This window comes from Burkholderia sp. Bp9140 (assembly GCF_003853425.1).
In the GTDB taxonomy this organism is placed as follows: Bacteria; Pseudomonadota; Gammaproteobacteria; order Burkholderiales; family Burkholderiaceae; genus Burkholderia.
This window is the reverse complement of the sequence record NZ_QTPQ01000024.1, coordinates 50,398-71,446: the sequence shown is the minus strand read 5'-3', so window position 1 is coordinate 71,446 and position 21,049 is coordinate 50,398. Positions and strand designations below refer to the sequence as shown.

Sequence of the window (21,049 nt, the reverse complement as noted above, 5' to 3'; positions counted from 1 at the left end):
GCCATTCGATGGCGAGGCCGCGTCATGTGCAACCCGGGTTCCAGTCGTTATCCAAAGGGAAAACTTTCCGTGTTAGACACCCTCATCGTTGGCGCCCGCTGCGCGGGCGCCACACTCGCGATTCATCTGGCGCGCGCCGGCAAGCGCGTCCTGGCGATCGACGCGGGCAATCTTCCGAGCGACCAGCCGTTGTCCACCCACTGGATTTCGCCGTACGGCATGGCGCTGCTGGACGAACTGTCTCTTGGCGACAAGGTGCGCAGCTTCGCGCCACCGGTGCCCAGCATGATGTATGGCGTCGACGAGATCACCGGCCGCGTCGAGTATCCGGTCGGCGGACGTTGCTCCTGCCCGCGCCGCATGGATCTCGATGCGCTCTTGCTGGAGGACGCGCGAGCATCGGGGGCCGAGGTCCGTACGCGGACAAGGCTGGTCGGCCTGCTGCGCGACGGCGAGCGGGTGACGGGCGCCGTGGTCGAACATGGCGGCGCCCGTGAAGAGATTCGGGCGCGGGTCGTGGTGGGCGCGGACGGTCCGCACTCTACCGTGGCGGAACGGGTGGGCGCCGAGGCGTATCACGACTACGACTGCCCCCGTGCGATGTACTGGGCCTACTGGCCGCGGCCGGACTGGTTCGACGACGATCCGCGCTATCAGGGCGGGGCGATGAACTGCATCTTCGGCGACGATATCGTCTTCGTGTTTCCGACCAACCGCGATCTGTTGCTGATCGGGGTGGCGTTCGTGAAAACGCAGTTGCCGGAGTGGAAAGGGCGCGTGCTCGAAAAGCTCATGGAGACGCTGAGAGCCAACCGTCACACGGCTCCGCTGATTACCGGGGAGCCGGCGAGCAAGGTGCTCGGCGCGTTGAAGCTGCGCTTTTTCTTCCGTCAGGCGGCAGGGCCAGGCTGGGCCCTGGTCGGCGACGCGGGCCTCTTCATGGATCCGTCCCCCGGGTTCGGGATTACCGATGCGCTGCGCGACGCGCGCGCGCTCGGCCAAGCGATTGTCGAGGGCGGCGACCACGCGCTGGTGCGCTACTGGCGTCAGCGCGACGCGACCTCGATCGACCTGTTCGAATACTCGCGCAGTCGCGGCGACCCCGGTCACAACAACCCGCTCAGCCGGATCCTGTACGGCAAGCTGGTGGCCGACCCGGTGCTGCAGGCACGCCTGCTTGCCTCGCAGAATCGCCGGTGCTCGCCGTTTGCGGTATTCGATCCGAGCGATATCAAGCAATGGGCGGACGAGGCCGTGGCACGCGGCGAGACGGGCGTGATCCAGCCCTTGATCGAAATGTCGCGGCGAGGCGAGGCGATCCGCGCCGAGATGGCGTTGCGCCAGCGTCTGGCCGAGGAGGCTCAATCCGGTCGGCCTCGAGCGCCCGAGCCTGACGAGATCGAATCGTGCGCGCTTGGCAGCGATCACGACGTGCGCGTCAGGGCGTCGATATGAGCGCGCGGAACATCGGTGCGTGGCCGTTGCAGCCACGCGATTTCAAGCCACGGCGGGGCACGTTCGCCCATCGCCGGCCCTGCGTCGCGTAAATCGAGGAGAGACGCTATGACCATCGAAGCCACGCTGGACGGTGATGTCGCATTCTCGCGGCTCAAGCTGCCGCGACACTTCCACCGGATCAGTTCCGTCGCCACGATCCTCTATCTGGCGCACGCGCTCGCATTCTTCCTGATTCCGGCCGCGGTGGCGTTCGCCGTCGTCGATATCCCGGCGTCAACGCCGGCACGTGTTGCCATGGCGATCGTCCTGGGCGTGATCGGCGGGCATGGCATGCACCTGCTGACCTTCGTCGGGCACGAGGGGATGCACACGAACCTGCATCGCAACAAGTACGTGAGCGCCGCGCTCGCGCTCATCTGCTCGTCGCTGGTGCCCGGCTTCCTGATCGTCGGCTTCAGCATGACGCACTGGAAGCACCATCGCTTCACCGGCCAGGACATCGACCCGGATGTCCAGATCTATTCGCAGCACCGCACGTTCTGGTCGCGCATCTTTCTCGCGCGCTCCAAGGGCGTGCGGATCTACACGAAGAACGCGTTGCGCATGGCGGCGGGGCTGCCCTGGCCGGAGAACACGCGGCTGCCGTTCAGCCAGCGCGAAATGCGCTGGATCTCCCGGCTCAACATCGCGTTGAACCTGGGCGCGGTGACCGCCTACGGGTTCATCTGGCATCGCTCGCTGTGGCTGGGTTTCACGGTCATGCTGATCCCGTATATCGGGGTGTACGTGTTCAGCACGATCCGCGCATACATCGAGCACACGGATACCGTGCCGGGTCGATATCGCGACAGCCGCAGCTACACGTCGCCGATCTATACCGCGCTGTTTTGCGGCAGCAATTTCCACCTCGAACACCACCAGTATCCGGCCGTCCCGTGTTACCGGCTGCCGGCGCTCCACACGTACCTGGCGTCGCACGGGCTGTTCGAGGCGGCAGGCGCGCCGGTCGAGCCGTCCTTCCTTGGGGCGCTGCGTTATACGACGGGTCGCTTCCAGTATCCCTGCGTCAACCTGCAGTCCGCGACCGACGACTTCCTCGAGCGGATGGCAGACGGTCGTCTCGATCGCGAAGCGGCCACGGCCGAAGCGCGGGACGGCGACGCGCGGGTCGCCGTCGCGCGCAAGTAGAAACGATCCGGAACGCACACGCCAGCTCGAACTCGCGTCCGGTGTGCCACAACGCCGCCCATGTAGCAAAGAGAGGAATCATGTTTATCCAGAATGCGTGGTACGCAGCAGCACTTTCCGAGGAAGTCCAGCGGGAGCCCTTTGCGCGGACGATCCTGAATCAGAAGATCGTCATGTACCGTACGTCGGCGAACCAGATCGTCGTCCTTGAGGACCGATGCCCGCACCGGCAGGTTCCGTTATCCCGCGGGCGCGTTGTCGGTGACGACCTCCAGTGCTGGTACCACGGGCTCCGGTACGACTGCTCCGGCGCGTGCGTCAGCATTCCGAGCCAGAGCACGATCCCGAAGGGCGCGCGCGTGCGGACCTTCCCCGCCGTCGAGAAATACGGCTTCATCTGGCTGTGGGCCGGCGAGCCGGACAAAGCCGACGAGGCGACGATCCCGGACCATTGGGTCTGTTCGGCGCCCGAACTCGCCGGGAAGATGAGCTATTGCACCATCGCCTGCAGCTACCTGTTCGGCATCGACAACATCCTCGACATCTCGCACGCCGCGTTCGTGCATGCGAAGACGCTGGGTTCGCTCGACATCGTCCAGACTCCGCCCGAAATCGTGATCAACGACGACGAAGTCCGCGTGCGCCGCTACCTGCGCCGCGAGAAGACGCCGCCGCTCTACACCCATATCCTGAAGCTCGACTACATCGACCGCTTCCAGGAGGTCGTCTACTGGCCCATCGGCAACACGCGGGTCGAAACGAGGGCTCACGCCTGCGACGATTCCAGCGGCCAGGTCTACCACGTCTACACGACGACGATCTTCACGCCCGCCACGGACACCACAACGCATGTCTTCGTGGGGATGCACCGCGATTTCGACATCGGGAACGAACGGTTTACCGAGTTCACCGCGAAGGAAGTGTTCTCCACCGTCATGGAGGACAAGGACGTCGCGGAGAGCCTTCAGGCGAACTGGAACCCCACGGCGCCGATGATCGACATCCAGCTCGATCGACCGGCGTTTGCCGCGCGGCGGATATTGGAGCGAATGGGGGCGAACGCGTCCATTCGGGCCGCCGTATGACGCACCGCGAGACGGCACGCCTGTCGCGCGCAGAGGAAGAATCGACGATCACCGGGAAGGAAACGATGATGAATCACCAAGGATGCGCCGGTCTCTATGTCGGCGAGTTGCTGCGCGAGCTCGACACGTCGGCGCAGGACGAGGTCAGCTTGCGGCATCCCATGACGTTCGGAGAAATCGTCGGTCGCGGCCGGGTCGAGCGCCTCGCGGCTGCCGCCGAGGGCATCTTCTCCGAGGTCGAGTCGACCCACGCGTGGAGCGGCGCCGATATCGGCGGGCGCGAATGGCACGGCCGCTTCCAGGAGCGTCAGATTCGCGGCGTGACGGTGGCGCGCCGGTCCGGCACGCGCATCCAGGTCGACATCTTCCTCGGCTCGTTTCCCGCGCCGGTCCGCCGGGCGCTGTATGACGCGAGCCGGGATCTCGTCGACGTCGACGCGTGGACGCTGCCTCCGGGGATGGATGCCGCGTTGCCGCCGGCGCCCGACGATGAAGTGCTGGACGCCAGGTTGCCGTTCGGTATCACCGACGAGATGTTTCTGACGAGTCCGGTGGCGTGCAAGCCGATCCGCGGCAGCGCCGATGTCGAACGCGTGTGCGGCCACTCGATCGCGGTATACGGGGGGCGTGCGAGCGGCCCGCGTCTTTCGGCCGGCGCCACGACGCTGAGCCTCTGGACAGGGGAGGTCGGCGGGCTGCCGCTGGAAGTGGCGAACGTCATTCACTGGGAAGATGCCCGGAATGCGAAGGGCATGGCCATGGCGATGCGCCCGTGGCCGGTCGTCGCGCTGTTTCAGGCGCGGATGCGGGCGCGAACGCTCCCGTTTCTCGACGCGTCGTATTTCGAATCCGAATCGGGCGACGGCGTGACGCCGTTTCAGCCGCGCGAGGTATAAACCCATGAACGGACCCAGCGTGCCCGCTCCGCAGGCGCAGTCGAGCTCGATGTCGCCGTGGCCGGTTTTCTGGATCGCAAGTGTGGCGGTGTTCCTCGTTTCGATCGACGTCACCGTGCTCTACGCGGCATTTCCCGCGTTGCGACGGGCGTTTCCCGATGCGGACCCGGCCAGCATGTCGTGGGTGCTGAACGCGTACACGCTGGTGTTCGCCGCGTTGCTCGTGCCGGCCGGCCGCCTCGCCGATCTGCGCGGGCGCAAGCGCACGTTCCTGCTCGGTCTCGGGATGTTCCTGGCAGGATCCCTGGGCTGTGGCATCGCCACGCATGTCGAGATGCTCTGGGCGATGCGCGCCGTGCAGGGAGCCGGCGCGGCGCTGTTGTTGCCTGCATCGCTGTCGATCCTGCTGGCGGCGTTCCCCGTCAGCAAACGGGCGATTGCCGTGAGCCTGTGGGGCGCAGTCAGCGGGGTGGCAGGTGCGTTGGGGCCGAGCCTCGGCGCGTTCCTGGTCGATCACTTCGGCTGGCCGTGGGCCTTCTTTCTCAACCTGCCGCTCGGGGCCATCGCGCTGTGGCATGGGTGGCGCATTCTCGACGAGTCGCGTGATCCCGAGCGGGGCGCGCCGCTCGATCTCGTTGGCGTCGTCTTGCTGATCCTCGGCGTCGGCTCGATTGCCTTCGGCCTCGTGCAGTCGGAGGCGCTCGGCTGGACTTCCCCGGCGGTGGCTCTGGCGATCGCCGGTGGGCTGGTCATGCTGGCAGCGTTCGTTGCATGGGCGCGCACGGCACGCGCGCCGGCAATCGATCTCTCGCTGTTCCAGGATCGGACTTACCGCTACATCAATCTCGCTTCGCTGTGCTTCGCGATCGGCTTCGCGATGATGTTTTTCCAGACATTCCTGTTTACCACGGGGGTCTGGTCGTATTCGCTGACACAGGCGGGATTGGCTGGCAGCCCCGGGCCGCTGCTCGTCGTCCCCACGGCGATCGTGTGCGGACGGTTCGCGGCGCGCGCGGGGCACCGGCTTCTGCTGGTGACCGGGAGCCTGGTCTCCACGGCGGCAAGCATTTGGTTCGCGCTGGTGCCCGGCGTCACTCCCGACTATGTGCACGCGTGGCTTCCGGGGGCGCTGCTGACCGGACTGGGTGTGGGCATGGTGATGCCCGCGCTGTCGGCCGCCGCCGTTGCGCATCTGCCGCCGGCCCGATTCGGCGTGGGCTCGGCCGTGAACCAGGCGATACGCCAGATGGGATCGGTGTTCGGCGTGGCGCTGACGGCCGCCATGACCGGCAACGCGATCGTGCACCTCGCCGAATTCCGCACCCTGTGTTACCTGCAGATCGCGCTCGGGCTGGCCACCGCAATCCTGTGCGCGCCGGTGGATACGCGACCGCGCGCGCTTGCGCCCGCGACGGCGCATTGATGGCCGCGTGCCGGTCAGCGCCGGTTGGCGCATCAAGCTTTCATCAAAACAAAACAACACCGATTATCCGAGGGTCTCATGATGGCCGGTAGCATTCCCCCCTCCACCCTGACGGCGGAGCGCATGACCTCGTCTCTGCTCGATATCCTTCGAGAGCGTGCCGAGCAAACGCCTGAGCGGATCGCATTCCATTTTCTTCGCGACGGCGAGGATGATGTCGTGAGCTGGTCGTACGGCCGGTTCGCCGCCGCTGCCGTCCAGGTGCGCAACATGGTGCTGCAGCACTCGCTGCACGAACGGCGCGTATTGCTGCTGCTCGAACCCGGCCTGAGCTACGTCGCGGCGCTGTTCGGTATCCTGCTCGCGGGCGCCACCGCGGTGCCTTCGTTTCCGCCTGCCGGTTCTCGCGCAGTGGCACGGTTCGCATCGATTTGTCGCGACGCCCATCCTGACGTGGTCATTGCCGGCAAGCTTCACCGCTCGCTGCAGCCGCAGCTCGACGCGCTCTACGGCGACCAGCGCGCCGCGCCGGCCTTGCTGACGATCGACGAAGATGCCTTCGACGATGGCGAAGCATCGGCATATGACGTCCGGAACCTGCTGGCGCAGCGCGTCGACCTGGATCGGCCGGCGCTGCTCCAGTACACGTCGGGATCGACGGGAGAGCCCAAGGGCGTGGTCGTCACGCACGAGAATCTCGTCAGCAACTGCGCGGTGATCGCCGACCGGCTCGGCCCCGATCCGGACCGCGTCGGCTGCACGTGGTTGCCGCCGTATCACGACATGGGGCTGATGGGCGCGCTGCTGCTCGCCGTGTTTAGCGGCTTTCCGCTCGTGATCCTGTCGCCGCAGCATTTCGTCCAGCGTCCGTATCGCTGGCTCAGGGCGATCACCGACTACCGCGTGACCACGAGCGTCGCACCGAATTTCGCGTTCGACCTGTGCGTCGACAACATCAGTGAAGAAGAGGCATCCACGCTCGATCTGCGCTCCTTGCAGCACGTATTCTGCGGCGCGGAGCCCGTGAACCACGCGACACTCGACCGTTTTTTCGCGCGCTTCGGCCGGCAAGGCTTCGAGCGCGGCGCCGTGGTTCCCTGCTACGGAATGGCGGAGGCGACGCTCTATGTATCCGGCAAGGTGGGCCGTTCACCGGTCTCGCTGATCGATGTCGACAAGGATGCGCTCGTGCGGGGCCGGTGCAAGCCGCACGACCCGGAACGTGGCGAGCACGGACGTACCACGCTGGTCGGGTGCGGGTCCGTGGCGGCCGGCCATCGACTGCTGATTGTCGATCCGGCGACGAAGCGCGTGCTGCCGGAGCGGACCGTCGGCGAAATCTGGTTTAGTGGTCCGAACGTTGCGGCCGGCTATCTGAACCGTGCGGACAGCGACGACATCTTCGCCGCGACGATCGCCGACGGAGACGACGGAGACGACGGAGACGACGGCCGTGATCCGGCGCGCTACCTGCGCACGGGCGACCTCGGCTTTCTGAACCGCGGCGAGCTGTTCGTGACGGGCCGGATCAAGGACGTCGTGATTGTCGCCGGGCGCAATCTCTATCCGACCGACATCGAGGGATCGGTGCAAGCGGCGCACGAGGCGATTCGCACGAACGGCGTGGTGGCTTTTTCGATCGACGGCGGGCACGGGGAATCGCTCGTCATCGTCGCGGAAGTCAAACGCTCGCGCCGTCTGAGGCCCGAGCAAATGAGCGAGGTGCGGGCAGCGATCACGCTGGCGGTGACGCGCGATCACGGCGTCGCGCCGGCAGTGGTGCACCTGGGCCCGACTGGCGCGATTCCGCTCACGACAAGCGGCAAGGTGCGCCGGCAAGCGTGCAAGCAGGCGTTCCAGCAAGGCAGCTTGAGTGCACTCGAGACGCGCGCATAAGCGGTTCGCACGAACTGCCTTCCCGATCTTCATTGACGCTGTCTTTCTTCGGAGCCAGTCATGGCTGAAGCGGATTCTTTGTCTTCGCGAACACCGGCCGCCGCCCGCGAGGCGCAAGCCGATACCGACGTGCGCGCACGCCGGCTCGCTTACCTGACCGTGGGCATTCCCGCGCTCGGTTTCGTACTGGCGATTGCCTACACGTGGATATACGGGTGGCGCGCAACCGACTTCGTGCTGTTGGCGGTGATGTATTTCTCGACCGCGATCGGTGTCGAAACCGGCATGCACCGGTATTTCTCGCACCGCTCGTTCAAGGGGCGGCCGGTGGTCACCGTGATGCTCGGCGTGCTCGGCAGCATGGCCGCCCAGGGACCGATCCTGTTCTGGGCCGCCACGCACCGGATGCATCATGCGTTCACCGATCAGGACGGCGATCCTCATTCGCCGCGCCCGCGCGCGAACCGGCACGGCAAGCCGAGCCGGTTCGCGGGCCTCTGGCACGGCCACGTGGGCTGGCTATTCACCGTGCGCCGCGAGAACTGGAGCGCGTATGCCGCGGACCTGCTGCGCGACCGCCTGATCGTCAATCTCAATCTGCGCTACGGGTGGTGGGTGCTGCTCGGCCTCGCGATTCCCGCGCTCGCGGGCGCGTTGCTCGCGCCCGCCGGGCAGTCCTTGCTCGGGGCCGTCGGCGGCTTCCTGTGGGGCGGACTCGCGCGGATCTTCCTGCTCGATCAGTCGACCTGGGCCGTCAATTCGCTGTGCCACACCATCGGCACCCGTCCGCACGCGACGCGCGACCATAGCCGCAACCTGGGCCTGCTCGCGATCGTTTCGGTGGGCGGCGCATGGCACAACAACCATCATGCGCAGCCGGCGTTCGCCAACAACGATCACGCGTTCTGGCAGATCGATCCCTCCGCCTGGCTCATCCGCCTGCTCGACGCGCTGGGACTTGTCACGGAGGTGCGCTATGCGCCGAAGCGCCGCGCGGCGTCCTCCTCAACTTCGCCGTAATCCTCTATCCGCGTTTGGAGAATCCTATGAATTCGTCGATTCAGGTTGCCCCCGGCGTGACTGCCGCCGGCGGGCTGTCGGCCGCCGACGGCCAGATCCCCGGCGTTTCGCCGCTAAAAGGCAGCGGTGCGCGCGTCAAACGCTATACCGCCCTGGCCGTCATGTTGGTGCCGCTTGCCGGGTTCGCGCTGGCGGTGCGTCAACTCGTGCTGGGCGACTTCGCCGTCACCGACCTGGTGCTGTTCGCGGTGTTCTATTTTCTGCACATGGGCGGGATCACGATGGGCTTCCATCGGTATCTTGCGCACAAGACGTTCCGGACCTCGAAGTGGTTCGAAGGGCTGCTGCTGATCTGCGGTTCGATGGCCGCGCAGGGGCCGATCATGTTCTGGGTGACGACACATCGCCGTCATCACCTGTACAGCGACCAGACAGGCGATCCGCATTCGCCGAACCTGGCCGGCGCGGGCCTGGTCGCGAAGCTGCGCGGCCTCTGGTACGCGCACATGCCGTGGATGCTGGCCCCGGACGTGTCGGGGTGGACGTTCTTCGCCCCCGATGTCTTGCGCGATCGCCGCCTGTTCTTCTATCACCGCACCTATGCGTGGTGGGTCGTGCTCGGCCTCGTGCTGCCCGCCGCAATCGGGGGCGCGATCAGCGGGTCCTGGCACGGCGCGTGGAACGGGCTGCTGTTTGGTGGCTTCGCACGGGTCTTCCTGGCCAATCAGGCTGCCTGGTGCGTCGGTTCGGTTTGCCACATGTTCGGCGGACGGCCTTTCAAGACCGACGACAACAGCGCGAACAACTGGACCGTCGCCGTACTCACGTTCGGCGAAGGTCTGCAGAACAACCATCACGCGTTCCCCGCGTCGTATCGCCATTCGGTGAAGTGGTACGAGCCGGATCTCAGCGCGTGGGTGCTCTGGACGCTCGGCAAGGCGGGTGTCGTCTGGGACCTGCGCTTGCCGGGGGCGGCCGCGATCCGCAAGTTGGCCAAGCAACCGTATTGAAGCAGGTTGCGTTCGTGAATCTGTTCATCTCCCTCGTATAGAAGGATTATTCATCATGTCTCAAGCTGGAATCCTGGGTGGCCTGTTCGGCCGCAAGAAAGCGGTGGCCGCCGACGTCGGCCCCCTGACGGAAGCGTCGATCCGAAGCTGGCTGGTCGACCGGCTCGCGAAGCAGCTGAAGGTGGACCGGGCTGCCATCGATCCCGCCAAACGCTTTGACGAGTATGGGCTCGATTCGATCGTTGCCGTGCAGGTGTCGGGCGATCTCGAGAAAGTCGTCGAGCAGCGACTGTCCCCGGCGCTGCTGTTCGAACACAACAGCATCGACGAGCTGGCGCGCCACCTCTCGACCGAGCTCGGTCTGCAGGCTGCGTAAGCGGGAGATCGACATGGCGAACACTTACACCGTTCCGAGCGCGCCGCCGGCGCGTTTCGACGAATTCCTGCAGAAATCGAAGGCGCTCGAGGGCGTACGGCTGACCGACGCGATTCCAAAGTCGCTATACGAGCCGCGCGCGTGGCGTGGCGTTCTCGGCTTCGTGGTGAGCTATGCGGCGTACATCGGCGCGATCGTCGGCATCGCGTTTGCGCCGCACTGGCTGTTCTACGTTCCGCTGTGGCTGCTCGCGGGCCTGGGCGGCTGGGGGCTGCATTGCATCGCGCACGATTGCGGGCACAACTCGTTCTCCCGCTCCCGGCGCTTCAACCTGATGATCGGGCATCTATCGCTTCTGCCGCTGCTGTATCCGTTCCATGCGTGGCGCCACACGCATAACCTGCACCACGCGAACACCAACAACCTCGAGCTCGACACCGACTGGCGGCCGATTCCCGCGCCGCTTTACGATCGCATGCCGCTCCTCAAGCGGCTCGAGTACGCCGGTACCCGCAAGTGGCTGTTCTGGGCCGGTACGGTGAGCTACTGGAAGGAATCGGGCTTCCGTCCCGGCTTCTATCCGAAGCGCGAGATGCGGCGCGACGTGAAGCGCTCGATCGGCTTCGTGCTGATCGTCGCGATGCTCTATTTCCCCGCGCTGATCTACTTGACCGGCATCACGGGCCTGTTCCTGTACTTCGTCGTGCCGTGGCTCATGATTCATGCGTGGTTCAGCGCCACGACACTGATGCACCACACGTCGGACGACATCCCGTTTCTGCCGTCGCAGCACTGGACGCCGAACGCAAGTCGCCTGCTTGTGACGACAGACTACCGGTATCCGAAGTGGCTGCACTTCATGACTCACAACATTTCGGTGCATACGGCGCACCACGTCGCGCCGATCGTGCCGTTCTACAACCTGCCGAAGGCACAGGCGGCGCTCAAGGAAGCGTTTCCGGGAATGATTCGCGAAAAGGATTTCACCTTCGGCGATCTGTGGCACGTGATCCGTCACTGCCACTTCTACGACACCGAGTCCGGCTATTACCGGAACCTGTCGCGGGAGGCAGTGCCCGTCGGTGCGCGCGCGGCGACGGAGGGCCGGTGATGGTGGCCGCGAATCACACGGAAGTCTCGCCGATCACACGGCGGACGGCGAAGGCGCCATCGTTGCGGGTGCGGCTCGGCCGGCGCGCGTTCCGGATGCTGAACACGTTCGCGCCGCGCATGGCGGGACGGCGTGCGGCCGATGCGTTCGGCTTTACGCGTGGCTACGGGCTGCCCGTCAGCGATCGTGTGCCGCTCGGCGCGAAGGTGACGTCCATCGAGGGCAACGCGGACATCGACCGCGCGTATTGCTGGGATGGCGGCGCGGCGCGGGTGCTGCTCGTGCACGGCTGGGGCACCGACAGCAGCAGCATGCTGAGCTTCGTCAAGCCGATGCAGGCGCTGGGCTGTTCGGTGGCGGCATTCGACGCGCCCGCGCACGGCCGTTCGCCGGGCAAGCATACGACGATGACGCAGTTCACGCGGGCGACGGGCGCGGCGCTGGATGCGATCGAAGGCGCGCACGTGGTGATTGCGCATTCGCTCGGCTCGATCGCGACGATCTCGGCGCTGGCGGAGCGATCGCGCCGCGCGTCGTTGCGCTGCATCGTGTTGATCGCGCCGACGATCGCGCTGACCGAGGTGCTGGAGCGCTGGGCGAGCCGTGACATGGCGTTGCCGCGTCCGGTGATCGAGCGCATCTATGCGGAGCTGCAACGCCGCAACGGCGTGCCAGTCAGCCACTGGGACATTCTGGCGCGGGGCGCGTCGCTCGATGTACCGGTGCTGGTCGTGCACGACCCGGCCGATCCCGTGGTGCCGTACTGCGAGGCGCAGCGGGTGGTGGCGGGCCTGCCGGAGGCGACGTTGTGGCCGGCGCCGGGCACGGGTCACGGGCGGATCCTGTCGGATGCGAGGGTACGCGAGCAGGTGCGCGAATTCGTGAAGCGACAAATGTCGAATTTTGGAGAGCTGGCGAGATGAGCACGACGGCGGTGGAGATGCGCACGTTGATGTGCCTGGTGTGCGGCTGGATTTACTCGGAAGAACAGGGTGCGCCGGAAGACGGCATTGCGCCGGGCACGCGCTGGGAAGACATTCCGGCCAAATGGAAGTGTCCGGAGTGCGGCGTCGGCAAGGAGGATTTCGAAATGGTATCGATCTGACGCAACGGAAGGGGGCCGCGCGGCGTGCCCGATCTTGCGCCCGCAAGCACGAGAGACGGGTTCACGAGCGTGCCGGGCACGCGAGGCCGCATCCCCTCCCTACAGGCGGCTCGCGACGATGCGGTGGCATCGCATCAGGAAAAACTGAACGTTGAATGGAGTGTTGAAATGGTGGCTCGACAGGTAGTGATCTGCAGTCCGGTAAGAACGCCCATCGGGGCGTTTGGCGGCACGTTGAAGGACGTTGCCGCGACGACGCTCGGCGCCATCGCGGTGCGCGAAGCGGTGCGCCGCAGCAAGGTTGATCCGGCGGAGTTGGCTTCGGTCGTGATGGGCAACGTCATTCAGGCAGGCAACAAGATGAATCCCGCGCGTCAGGCAGCCGTCGGCGGAGGCATTCCGGTGGCCGTGCCCGCGCTGACAGTGAATCGCGTCTGTGGCTCGGGCGCCCAGGCCATCGTGAATGCGGCCCAGGAAATCTGGCTCGGATTCGGCGAGGTCGCGGTGGCGGGCGGTATGGAAAACATGGACCGTGCGCCGTATCTGCTGGATAGCGGTCGATGGGGCCATCGCATGGGCAATACCGAGATCGTCGACAGCATGCTCGGGGACGGTCTCGTCGACGCGTTTTCCAGTCGGCATTCCGGATGGCATACGGAAGACCTCGTTGCGAGGGCGGGAATGACGCGCGAGCAGCAGGACCGTTGGGCGGAACGTTCGCAACGGCGCTTCGTGGAGGCTCAAGGACGCGGGGCGTTCGACGCCGAGCTTGTCGCGGTCGATATCGAGGGGCGGAAGCAACGCGTCAGGTTCGAGCGCGACGAGCAGCCGCGGCCGGACACGACGCTCGAGTCGCTGGCCGGCTTGAAACCCGCGTTTCGGTCCGACGGCACCATCACCGCAGGCAATGCACCGGGATTGAACAGCGGTGCGGCGGCAATGGTCGTGGCGGAGCGGCGGTATGCCGAGGCGCGTGGAATCGAGCCGATCGCGACGCTCGTTTCCTACGGCGTGGGTGCGGTCGAGCCAGGCATGTTCGGACTGGGGCCGGTGCCGGCAGTACAGATGGCGCTCGCGCGTGCCGGATGGTCGTTGAACGACGTGGAGCGTTTCGAGATCAACGAGGCCTTTGCTGCCGTGCCGATCGCGGTCATTCGGGAACTCGGCATCGACGAAGAGCGGGTGAACGTCGAAGGCGGCGCGATCGCGCACGGTCACGCCATCGGCGCGACCGGCGCGGTCCTGACGACTCGTCTTGCGCATTCCATGCGCCGTGATGGCGTGAAACGCGGCATGGTGACCTTGTGCATTGGCGGCGGTCAGGGTATCGCCCTCGCCCTGGAGGCCGTCTGACGGCGTCTTGATCGCGACAGGAACCGGCAGCGTCCCGACCATCAGCAATCACGGAGAAAACATGGACCAGCGTTCAGCACTGGAAGACCTGCATGCCCTTGCCGCGACCGGGCACACGACAACGCAGACGGAGCTCGCGGGCAAGTGGTTGACCCATTTCGGTGCCGAGCGCGTGCAGGACCTCGACGTCGGCATGCTGGAAGCGATTGCCTGCTACGTCAGGAAGGGCGTATCGCCTCCGCACGCGTAGCGCGATTCGTGTGCGTCCGTTGCGTGTCCGGTGCGCGTGACGGGCCGGGTCAGGGGCGCAGGCGCGGCGGAGCGTGTCCTTGGTCTGGCCCGGTCCGATCGCACGCGGACGTGCCGCCCGGCGTCATCGCGTGGATGGCGTCGCGCGGCCGTGACGGCGTGAATGCCGGGGCCGCGATGCGCGTCGCGCATTCGCGGCGCTTCATCAATTGATGACCAAACCGCAAGACCTAGTGCACAGATATCGTTTGCCGCCGCGTTAATGACTGTCGACAATCGTGGCTCGAATTCCCGCCGGTGCGCCAGAAGCGCGGTGGCGGGCGGCACCTGTCGGCTATCCCGGCCGTCCGTGCGATCCAGCTCACGACGACATGTACGCGTTTACGCCCTCATTCCAGAATCCTGCCGGTTCGCCGATCCGCGAGCTGTTCAAGTACCTCTCCGAGCCGGGGATGATTTCCTTCGCGGGCGGCTATCCGGCCAGCGACCTGTTCGACGTCGATGGCCTGGACACGGCCGCCGAACGCGCGTACGCGCAGCCGGTCCGGTGCCTGCAATACGGCCCGACCGACGGCCTCGCCGAACTGAAGCAGCAACTGATCGCGTTGATGGCGCGCCGCGGCGTGGCATGCACGCCGGCCGAACTGCTCGTCACGACCGGCTCGCAGCAGGGCCTCGACCTGCTGCTGCGCGTGATGGTCGCGCCGGGCGACGTCGTGCTGACCGAGCAACCGGCTTATCCGGCGACGCTGGCGGCGCTGCGCCTGCAACAGGCGCGCATCGTCACGATCCCCGTCGACGGGGAAGGCCTCGACGTCGAGCGCCTCGCGTCGCAACTCGCATCCGGCGCGATCGCGCAGCCGAAGCTGCTCTACACGGTCCCGACCTTCGCGAACCCGACCGGCGCGACGCTCACGCGCGAACGCCGGCTGAAGCTGCTGCGTCTCGCGGTGCAATACCGTTTCCTGATCGTCGAGGACGATCCCTACGGCGACCTGCGTTTCGCGGGCGAACCGGTGCCGTCGATGCTCGCACTCGCGCACGAAGTCGAGGGCGCGCGCGACTGGATCGTGCACTTCGCGAGCCTGTCGAAGATCGTCGCGCCGGGGCTGCGCGTGGGCTGGACGATCGCGCCGGCCGAGATCGCGCGGCGCTGCGTGATCGCGAAGCAGACGGTCGACCTGTGCAGCACGCCGTGGACGCAGGCCACCGCCGCCGAGTATCTCGCCGACGGCGCACTCGAACGCCATCTGCCGCGCATCACGGCGGCCTACAAGCGCAAGTGCGACGCGATGTGCGACGCGCTGCGCGACGGTTTCGGCGATGCGATCGCGTTCCATCGTCCCGAAGGGGGGATGTTCGTGTGGGCGCGGATCGGCGCGGTGTCGTCGGACGTGCTGCTGCAGCAGGCGATCGCGAACAAGGTCGTGTTCGTGCCGGGCAAGGCATTCTTCGCGGACAACGTCGACGCCGCATCGCTGCGCCTGTCGTTCGCCGCGCCCGACGTCGACGCGATCCGGGAAGGCGTGGCGCGCCTGGTGCGCGCGTATGGTGCGGCGCTGGCCGCGTGAGGAGACCCACATGAACATCGTCATCAACGACACCGCATGGATGGACGAAGCGCCGGGCATGGCCGATATCCGTCCGGTCGAGCACAAGTCGTCGCAGATCGGCGCGGGGCCGCAGTACGTCGCGGACGTGCTCGGCCGCTTTGGCGCGGATCCGACCGACACGCGCGACGCCGCACCGGCCGTCCTCGGCTACAACTGAACCACGCGGCGGATTGGCAACGGAAGCCACGAGGCGCCACGCGCCCCGCCGCCGAAACGGTTAAGCTGGCGCGACCGAATTCCGCAAGCGCGCCGCGCCATCATGTCCGATCCCGCTTCCGAATCGCTCACGCAAACCTGCGATCGTCTCTGGTCCTGCCTCGAGTCCGGCGTCGGCACGCAGCGCTCGCCGTTCACGATGGTGCAGGCCGCGACGCTTGGCGTCGACGGTGCGCCGAAGGTGCGCACGATCGTATTGCGGCAAGTGAGCCGCGCCGATCGTCTGCTGGCGTTTCATACGGACGCGCGTTCGGAGAAGGTTGCGGAGTTGCGCCGCGATCCGCGCATCGCCATCGTCGCGAGCGATCTCGACGCGCTCGTGCAGATTCGCGCGGAAGGCGTTGCATCGATCTGCGACGACGAAGCGCATCGTCGCGCGATCTGGCAGTCGAGCCGTCCGCATACGCTGCTGTTGTATCGCGCACCGTTGCGGCCGGGCACGCCGATCGAGTCGCCTGAAGAAGCGCATGTCACGGCAGGCCCGAGCACGGCATCCGACGACGACGGCTACCGGAACTTCTGCCTGCTCCATGTCACGGTGACGCGCATCGACTGGCTCGAACTTGCCCGCACCGGCCATCGCCGCGCGGTATTCGACCTGAACGACGACGGCTGCGAAGGCCGCTGGATCGCCCCCTGACGGCGACATCCGCACGCCTGCTACAAACGCGTACAAATCAGACAAATCCCGGATACATCAGACCTTTCAAATAGGCGACGCCGCATGACCAGCGCGCGCCCGAGCGAAAACCGGCGCGATAGGGCGCGCGGCATGTTCACTTTCCACTTCACGAAAGGAGATGCCGAACGATGTCTTCCACACCGTTTTCCCCGATGCGTCGCCACCTGCTGGCCACTTCCGTGGCCGCCGGTGTATCCGCGATGCTGCCTACCGCGCTGCACGCGGCAACCGGCGGCGACGGCATACGCCCGTTCACCGCTCATATCCCCGATGAAGCCCTGGCCGACCTGCGCCGCCGCATCGCCGCGACGCGCTGGCCGGGCCGCGAGACCGTCGCCGACGAATCGCAGGGCGTGCGGCTCGCACGCATGCAGGCGCTGCTGCGCTACTGGGGCACCGACTACGACTGGCGCAAGGGCGAGGCGCGTCTGAACGGTTTCCCGATGTTCATCACCGAAATCGACGGGCTCGACATTCACTTCATCCACGTGCGGTCGCGGCACGCGAACGCGATGCCGATGATCATGACGCACGGCTGGCCCGGTTCGATCTTCGAGCTGCTGAAGGCGATCGGTCCGCTGACCGACCCGACCGCGCATGGTGCGAGCGCCGACGATGCGTTCCACGTCGTCGTGCCGTCGCTGCCGGGCTTCGGCTTCTCGGGCCATCCGACGAAGCCGGGCTGGGGCTCCGACCACATCGCGCGCGCATGGGGCGAGCTGATGGCGCGCCTCGGCTATACGCGCTTCGTGTCGCAGGGCGGCGACTGCGGCTCGGTGATCTCGCACCGGATGGCGATGCAGCGCGTGCAGGGCCTGGCCGGAATTCACGTGAACATGCCGGCGACGGTACCGCCGGACATCGCGACGCTGCTCCAGACCGACGCGCCGGCGCCGGCGTCGCTGTCGCCGAAGGAGAAGGCCGCGTACGAGAAGCTCGCGACGTTCTATCGCGACAACTGCGGCTACTCGGCGATGATGGTCACGCGTCCGCAGACGGTCGGCTACGCGCTCGCCGATTCGCCGTCGGGGCAGGCCGCGTGGATGTACGACAAGATCTCGCAGTGGACCTACAGCGGCGGCGTGCCCGAACGCTCGATCCCGCGCGACGAGATTCTCGACGACATTTCGTTGTACTGGCTGACCAATTCGGCGACGTCCTCCGCGCAGATCTACTGGGAGGACCACTCGAACAACTTCAACGCGGTGGATATCTCGCTGCCGGCGGCGATCACGGTGTTCCCCGGCGAGATCTACCAGGCGCCGCGCAGCTGGGCCGAGCGCAGCTATCACAACCTGATCTACTTCAACGAAGTCGACAAGGGTGGCCATTTCGCGGCATGGGAAGAGCCGGAACTGTTTGCCCGCGAAGTGCGTGCCGGGTTCCGGCCGTTGCGTCGCGCGTAAGCGTGGTCTGAGGGAGAACCCGGGCCGGCTGCCATGCCGGCCCGCGTTCGTGGCTACCTCACCGCATGCAACGCCTGCGCGAACCGCTTGTCGGCCAGATACGCGACATTGAACCGGCAATAGGCGGACGGTTGATCGGCCTGCGGCGAGAACACCGCGCCCGGCGCGAGGATCACGCCGCGCGCCAGCATCGCTTGCGCCAGTGCCATCGAATCGGACCACCCGGGCAACGCGGCCCACAGATACAGGCTCTGCTCGCACGGCCGATAGACCTGCGCGCCGAGCCGATCGAGCGCATCGAGCGCAGTGGCGGTCGCGCGCCGCAGCTTCTCCTGAAGATGATTCGTGTGCCGCAGGAAATGTCCGTCGCTGACGATCGCGTCGAGCGTGCGCTCGCAATACTCGGAGCTGCTGACGTGGGTCAGCATCTTCACGTCGGCGAGATCGCTGGCGAGTGCCGCGTTGCACGCGAGGAAACCCACGCGCAGCGCCGCCGACACCGACTTCGAGAAACTGCCGATATAGATCGTCCTGCGCAGCTGATCGAGCGTCGAGATGCGCGTGAGCGAGCGCGGCCGCAGGTCGGCCAGCGCATCGTCCTCGACGATGATCAGGTCGTGCGCGTCGGCGAGCTGCAGGATCCGGTGTGCCTTGGCCGCGCTCGTATCGGTCGCGGTCGGGTTGTGCCCGACCGATTGCGTGAAGAACAGCTTCGGCCGATACGCGGCGATATGCTCGGCCAGCTTCGCGACATCCGGGCCGTCGATCTCGCGCGGCACGCCGACGATGTTCGCGCCGCTCAGCTTGAGCTTGCCGAACAGCGGGTAGTAGCCGGGGTCGTCGACGAGCACGGTGTCGCCGGGGCGCACGAAGTAGCGCAGCACGAGGTCCATCGCCTGGTTCGCGCCATGCGTGAGCACGATCTGCGCGGGCGGTGCCTCGATCTCGTAGCCGGCGAGCTTCTGCTGCAGCGACTGGCGCAGCGGCAGGTAGCCGAACCGGCTGCCGTAGCGGAACAGCGACGCGGACCCGGTGCGCACGATGCGCTGCTGGTACTGGTTCAGCCGCGTTTCCTCGAGCCATTCGATCGGCGGGAAGCCTTCGCCGAGATTGAGCACGTCGGGCTTCTCGTGAAGCTGCTCGCGCATCAGCCACACGATGTCCATCGCACGGTCGAGCGAGCTCGGCTCGTCGATGTCGGGCGCGGCCGCCGCGCGCCGCGTGACGAAGAAGCCGGCGCCGCGGCGCGGCTCGATCAGGCCGTCGGCGGCGAGCATCTCGAACGCGCTGATCACGGTGTTCTTCGAACACCCGGACGCCTCGGCGTATTCCCTGATGGAAGGCAGCTTCGCGTCGGCTGGCAACACGCCTTCCTCGATCTGTCTGGCGAGATTGTCCGCCATGGCGCCAGACAGGCTGGCTCTTGCACGCTGTTTCATCGTGAGGGTCCGTCAGGCAGGTTCACTGTCATGGGTACGGATAGTCGACTGTCTGGTCCGTCTGTACCTTTTCAATGGGTACAGCGTGACTATTATTCGGCTATCCGCTGCCCGCCGCAACCGCGGCAGGCAACACCGCCACCCCGAAACAGAACGACATCATGCCCATCGATTCCGCGTTGCCGAACTTCCGTGCGCTCACGCCCGCACAACGCCTGTCCCACCTTGCCCGTACCGTCGGGCTCGACGATGCCGAGCACGCGCTGCTCGCCGAACCCGGCGCATTGCCGCTCGACACCGCGAACGGAATGATCGAGAACGTGATCGGCACGTTCGAGCTGCCGATGGCGGTCGCCGGCTACTTCCGGATCAACGACCGTGACGTGATCGTGCCGATGGCCGTCGAGGAGCCGTCGATCGTGGCGGCCGCATCGTACATGGCGAAGCTGTCCCGCGCGGCCGGTGGTTTCCGCACGTCGAGCAGCGGGCCGCTGATGCGCGCGCAGGTGCAGGTGATCGGCGTCGGCGACCCGTACGGCGCGCGGCTCGCGATCCTGCGGCACGCGGCCGAACTGATCGCGCTCGCGAACAGCCGCGACAACGTGCTGGTCGGCCTCGGCGGCGGCTGCCGCGACATCGAGGTGCATGTGTTCCCGGATACGCCGCGCGGCGCGATGGTGGTCGCGCACCTGATCGTCGACGTGCGCGACGCGATGGGCGCGAACACGGTCAACACGATGGCCGAAGCCGTCGCGACCCGCATCGAAGCGATCACCGGCGGGCAGGTACGGTTGCGGATACTGTCCAACCTCGCGGATCTTCGGCTGGCGCGTGCGGAGGTACGGTACTCGGCGCGGACACTCGCGACCGACGACTATCCGGGCGAGGCGGTCATCGATCGCGTGATCGATGCGTACGTGTTCGCGGCCACCGACCCGTATCGCGCCGCGACACACAACAAGGGGATCATGAACGGCATCGATCCGGTGGTGGTCGCGACCGGCAACGACTGGCGCGCGGTCGAGGCCGGCGCGCATGCGTATGCGAGCCGCAGCGGCCGCTACACGTCGCTGACGACCTGGGAGAAGGCCGACAACGGCGACCTCGTCGGCACGATCGAGATGCCGATGCCGGTCGGGCTCGTCGGCGGCGCGACGAAGACGCATCCGCTCGCGCGGCTCGCGCTGAAGATCATGAACGTGACGTCCGCGCAGGAACTCGGCGAGATTGCGGTCGCGGTCGGCCTTGCGCAGAATCTCGGCGCGCTGCGCGCGCTCGCGACCGAAGGGATCCAGCGCGGCCACATGGCGCTGCATGCGCGCAACATCGCCGTCGCGGCCGGTGCAACGGGCGCGGACATCGACCGGATCGCGCAACGGATGGTCGCGGCCAAGGACGTGCGGGCGGATTTCGCGGTCGCGCTGCTGGCGGAACGCAGCGACGGCTGACGCGCGGTGTTCGGCATGCCGTGTGCCGCATGCCGTGCCGGCGCTGCCGGCGACATATCAATCAAGGAGGAGACA

Annotated in this window: 20 protein-coding genes; 19 read left to right on the top strand and 1 reads right to left on the bottom strand. The window is 66.6% G+C overall.

Annotated features, from left to right (window positions below):
- The first annotated feature begins 69 nt into the window (after positions 1-69).
- The 18 genes from DIE21_RS20560 to DIE21_RS20475 all read left to right on the top strand — a co-directional run bounded on the left by DIE21_RS20560 (position 70) and on the right by DIE21_RS20475 (position 18,087).
- A complete protein-coding gene (locus DIE21_RS20560) occupies positions 70-1,455 on the top strand; it encodes an NAD(P)/FAD-dependent oxidoreductase (RefSeq protein WP_124499444.1) in 1,386 nt (461 codons plus the stop codon).
- Positions 1,456-1,563: 108 nt separating this feature from the next.
- Positions 1,564-2,646 (top strand): fatty acid desaturase, encoded by a 1,083-nt coding sequence (locus DIE21_RS20555; RefSeq protein ID WP_124499443.1) that lies wholly within the window; start codon positions 1,564-1,566, stop codon positions 2,644-2,646.
- An 80-nt stretch (positions 2,647-2,726) separates the two neighbouring features.
- On the top strand, positions 2,727-3,731 hold the full coding sequence (locus tag DIE21_RS20550) for an aromatic ring-hydroxylating dioxygenase subunit alpha (protein ID WP_124499442.1): 1,005 nt from the start codon (positions 2,727-2,729) through the stop codon (positions 3,729-3,731).
- Between the two features lie 68 nt (positions 3,732-3,799).
- The gene (locus tag DIE21_RS20545) at positions 3,800-4,627 is read left to right on the top strand and encodes a hypothetical protein (protein WP_260426586.1); all 828 of its coding nucleotides are present in this window, start codon (positions 3,800-3,802) and stop codon (positions 4,625-4,627) included.
- Positions 4,628-4,631: 4 nt separating this feature from the next.
- A complete protein-coding gene (locus DIE21_RS20540; RefSeq protein WP_124499440.1) occupies positions 4,632-6,050 on the top strand; it encodes a DHA2 family efflux MFS transporter permease subunit in 1,419 nt (472 codons plus the stop codon).
- A gap of 24 nt (positions 6,051-6,074) precedes the next feature.
- A complete protein-coding gene (locus DIE21_RS20535; RefSeq protein WP_260426585.1) occupies positions 6,075-7,946 on the top strand; it encodes a fatty acyl-AMP ligase in 1,872 nt (623 codons plus the stop codon).
- A 60-nt stretch (positions 7,947-8,006) separates the two neighbouring features.
- The gene (locus tag DIE21_RS20530; RefSeq protein WP_124499439.1) at positions 8,007-8,966 is read left to right on the top strand and encodes an acyl-CoA desaturase; all 960 of its coding nucleotides are present in this window, start codon (positions 8,007-8,009) and stop codon (positions 8,964-8,966) included.
- 26 nt (positions 8,967-8,992) lie between these two features.
- On the top strand, positions 8,993-9,976 hold the full coding sequence (locus tag DIE21_RS20525; protein WP_124499438.1) for an acyl-CoA desaturase: 984 nt from the start codon (positions 8,993-8,995) through the stop codon (positions 9,974-9,976).
- A gap of 55 nt (positions 9,977-10,031) precedes the next feature.
- The gene (locus DIE21_RS20520; protein WP_124499437.1) at positions 10,032-10,352 is read left to right on the top strand and encodes an acyl carrier protein; all 321 of its coding nucleotides are present in this window, start codon (positions 10,032-10,034) and stop codon (positions 10,350-10,352) included.
- 13 nt (positions 10,353-10,365) lie between these two features.
- Positions 10,366-11,463 (top strand): fatty acid desaturase, encoded by a 1,098-nt coding sequence (locus tag DIE21_RS20515; RefSeq protein ID WP_124499436.1) that lies wholly within the window; start codon positions 10,366-10,368, stop codon positions 11,461-11,463.
- Positions 11,463-12,386, top strand: a complete 924-nt coding sequence (locus tag DIE21_RS20510; RefSeq protein WP_124499435.1) for an alpha/beta hydrolase — start codon at positions 11,463-11,465, stop codon at positions 12,384-12,386. Before DIE21_RS20515 ends, DIE21_RS20510 begins: the two co-directional genes overlap by 1 nt.
- Positions 12,383-12,568 carry a rubredoxin gene (locus DIE21_RS20505; RefSeq protein ID WP_124499434.1) on the top strand — a complete coding sequence of 62 codons (186 nt, stop codon included), beginning with the start codon at positions 12,383-12,385 and terminating at the stop codon, positions 12,566-12,568. The genes DIE21_RS20510 and DIE21_RS20505 overlap by 4 nt, the downstream gene beginning before the upstream one ends.
- A gap of 168 nt (positions 12,569-12,736) precedes the next feature.
- Positions 12,737-13,921: a thiolase family protein gene (locus DIE21_RS20500; protein ID WP_124499491.1), complete on the top strand. Its 1,185-nt coding sequence runs from the start codon at positions 12,737-12,739 to the stop codon at positions 13,919-13,921.
- A 61-nt stretch (positions 13,922-13,982) separates the two neighbouring features.
- On the top strand, positions 13,983-14,171 hold the full coding sequence (locus tag DIE21_RS20495) for a hypothetical protein (protein WP_124499433.1): 189 nt from the start codon (positions 13,983-13,985) through the stop codon (positions 14,169-14,171).
- 370 nt (positions 14,172-14,541) lie between these two features.
- Entirely contained in the window at positions 14,542-15,741 is a 1,200-nt protein-coding gene (locus DIE21_RS20490; protein ID WP_124499432.1) for a PLP-dependent aminotransferase family protein, read from the top strand.
- A gap of 10 nt (positions 15,742-15,751) precedes the next feature.
- Positions 15,752-15,940: a hypothetical protein gene (locus DIE21_RS20485; protein WP_124499431.1), complete on the top strand. Its 189-nt coding sequence runs from the start codon at positions 15,752-15,754 to the stop codon at positions 15,938-15,940.
- A gap of 102 nt (positions 15,941-16,042) precedes the next feature.
- Positions 16,043-16,639 (top strand): pyridoxamine 5'-phosphate oxidase family protein, encoded by a 597-nt coding sequence (locus tag DIE21_RS20480; RefSeq protein WP_124499430.1) that lies wholly within the window; start codon positions 16,043-16,045, stop codon positions 16,637-16,639.
- Between the two features lie 170 nt (positions 16,640-16,809).
- Complete coding sequence (locus DIE21_RS20475) at positions 16,810-18,087, top strand: epoxide hydrolase family protein (RefSeq protein ID WP_124499429.1); 1,278 nt, start codon at positions 16,810-16,812, stop codon at positions 18,085-18,087.
- 53 nt (positions 18,088-18,140) lie between these two features.
- Here the strand turns inward: DIE21_RS20475 and DIE21_RS20470 are convergent, their stop codons facing one another.
- Positions 18,141-19,526, bottom strand: a complete 1,386-nt coding sequence (locus DIE21_RS20470) for a PLP-dependent aminotransferase family protein (RefSeq protein WP_124499428.1) — start codon at positions 19,524-19,526, stop codon at positions 18,141-18,143.
- Positions 19,527-19,687: 161 nt separating this feature from the next.
- Here DIE21_RS20470 and DIE21_RS20465 point away from each other — a divergent pair, with 161 nt between their 5' ends.
- Positions 19,688-20,974 (top strand): hydroxymethylglutaryl-CoA reductase, degradative, encoded by a 1,287-nt coding sequence (locus tag DIE21_RS20465; protein ID WP_124499427.1) that lies wholly within the window; start codon positions 19,688-19,690, stop codon positions 20,972-20,974.
- Positions 20,975-21,049 lie beyond the last annotated feature (75 nt).

Excerpts from the sequence above, each read along its gene's own strand:
- DIE21_RS20555 (WP_124499443.1), top strand. The coding sequence starts at position 1,564 with ATGACCATCGAAGCCACGCTGGACGGTGATGTCGCATTCTCGCGGCTC.
- DIE21_RS20550 (WP_124499442.1), top strand. The coding sequence starts at position 2,727 with ATGTTTATCCAGAATGCGTGGTACGCAGCAGCACTTTCCGAGGAAGTC.
- DIE21_RS20545 (WP_260426586.1), top strand. The coding sequence starts at position 3,800 with ATGAATCACCAAGGATGCGCCGGTCTCTATGTCGGCGAGTTGCTGCGC.
- DIE21_RS20540 (WP_124499440.1), top strand. The coding sequence starts at position 4,632 with ATGAACGGACCCAGCGTGCCCGCTCCGCAGGCGCAGTCGAGCTCGATG.
- DIE21_RS20530 (WP_124499439.1), top strand. The coding sequence starts at position 8,007 with ATGGCTGAAGCGGATTCTTTGTCTTCGCGAACACCGGCCGCCGCCCGC.
- DIE21_RS20525 (WP_124499438.1), top strand. The coding sequence starts at position 8,993 with ATGAATTCGTCGATTCAGGTTGCCCCCGGCGTGACTGCCGCCGGCGGG.
- DIE21_RS20520 (WP_124499437.1), top strand. The coding sequence starts at position 10,032 with ATGTCTCAAGCTGGAATCCTGGGTGGCCTGTTCGGCCGCAAGAAAGCG.
- DIE21_RS20515 (WP_124499436.1), top strand. The coding sequence starts at position 10,366 with ATGGCGAACACTTACACCGTTCCGAGCGCGCCGCCGGCGCGTTTCGAC.
- DIE21_RS20510 (WP_124499435.1), top strand. The coding sequence starts at position 11,463 with ATGGTGGCCGCGAATCACACGGAAGTCTCGCCGATCACACGGCGGACG.
- DIE21_RS20505 (WP_124499434.1), top strand. The coding sequence starts at position 12,383 with ATGAGCACGACGGCGGTGGAGATGCGCACGTTGATGTGCCTGGTGTGC.
- DIE21_RS20500 (WP_124499491.1), top strand. The coding sequence starts at position 12,737 with ATGGTGGCTCGACAGGTAGTGATCTGCAGTCCGGTAAGAACGCCCATC.
- DIE21_RS20495 (WP_124499433.1), top strand. The coding sequence starts at position 13,983 with ATGGACCAGCGTTCAGCACTGGAAGACCTGCATGCCCTTGCCGCGACC.
- DIE21_RS20490 (WP_124499432.1), top strand. The coding sequence starts at position 14,542 with ATGTACGCGTTTACGCCCTCATTCCAGAATCCTGCCGGTTCGCCGATC.
- DIE21_RS20485 (WP_124499431.1), top strand. The coding sequence starts at position 15,752 with ATGAACATCGTCATCAACGACACCGCATGGATGGACGAAGCGCCGGGC.
- DIE21_RS20480 (WP_124499430.1), top strand. The coding sequence starts at position 16,043 with ATGTCCGATCCCGCTTCCGAATCGCTCACGCAAACCTGCGATCGTCTC.
- DIE21_RS20475 (WP_124499429.1), top strand. The coding sequence starts at position 16,810 with ATGTCTTCCACACCGTTTTCCCCGATGCGTCGCCACCTGCTGGCCACT.
- DIE21_RS20470 (WP_124499428.1), bottom strand. The coding sequence starts at position 19,526 with ATGAAACAGCGTGCAAGAGCCAGCCTGTCTGGCGCCATGGCGGACAAT.
- DIE21_RS20465 (WP_124499427.1), top strand. The coding sequence starts at position 19,688 with ATGCCCATCGATTCCGCGTTGCCGAACTTCCGTGCGCTCACGCCCGCA.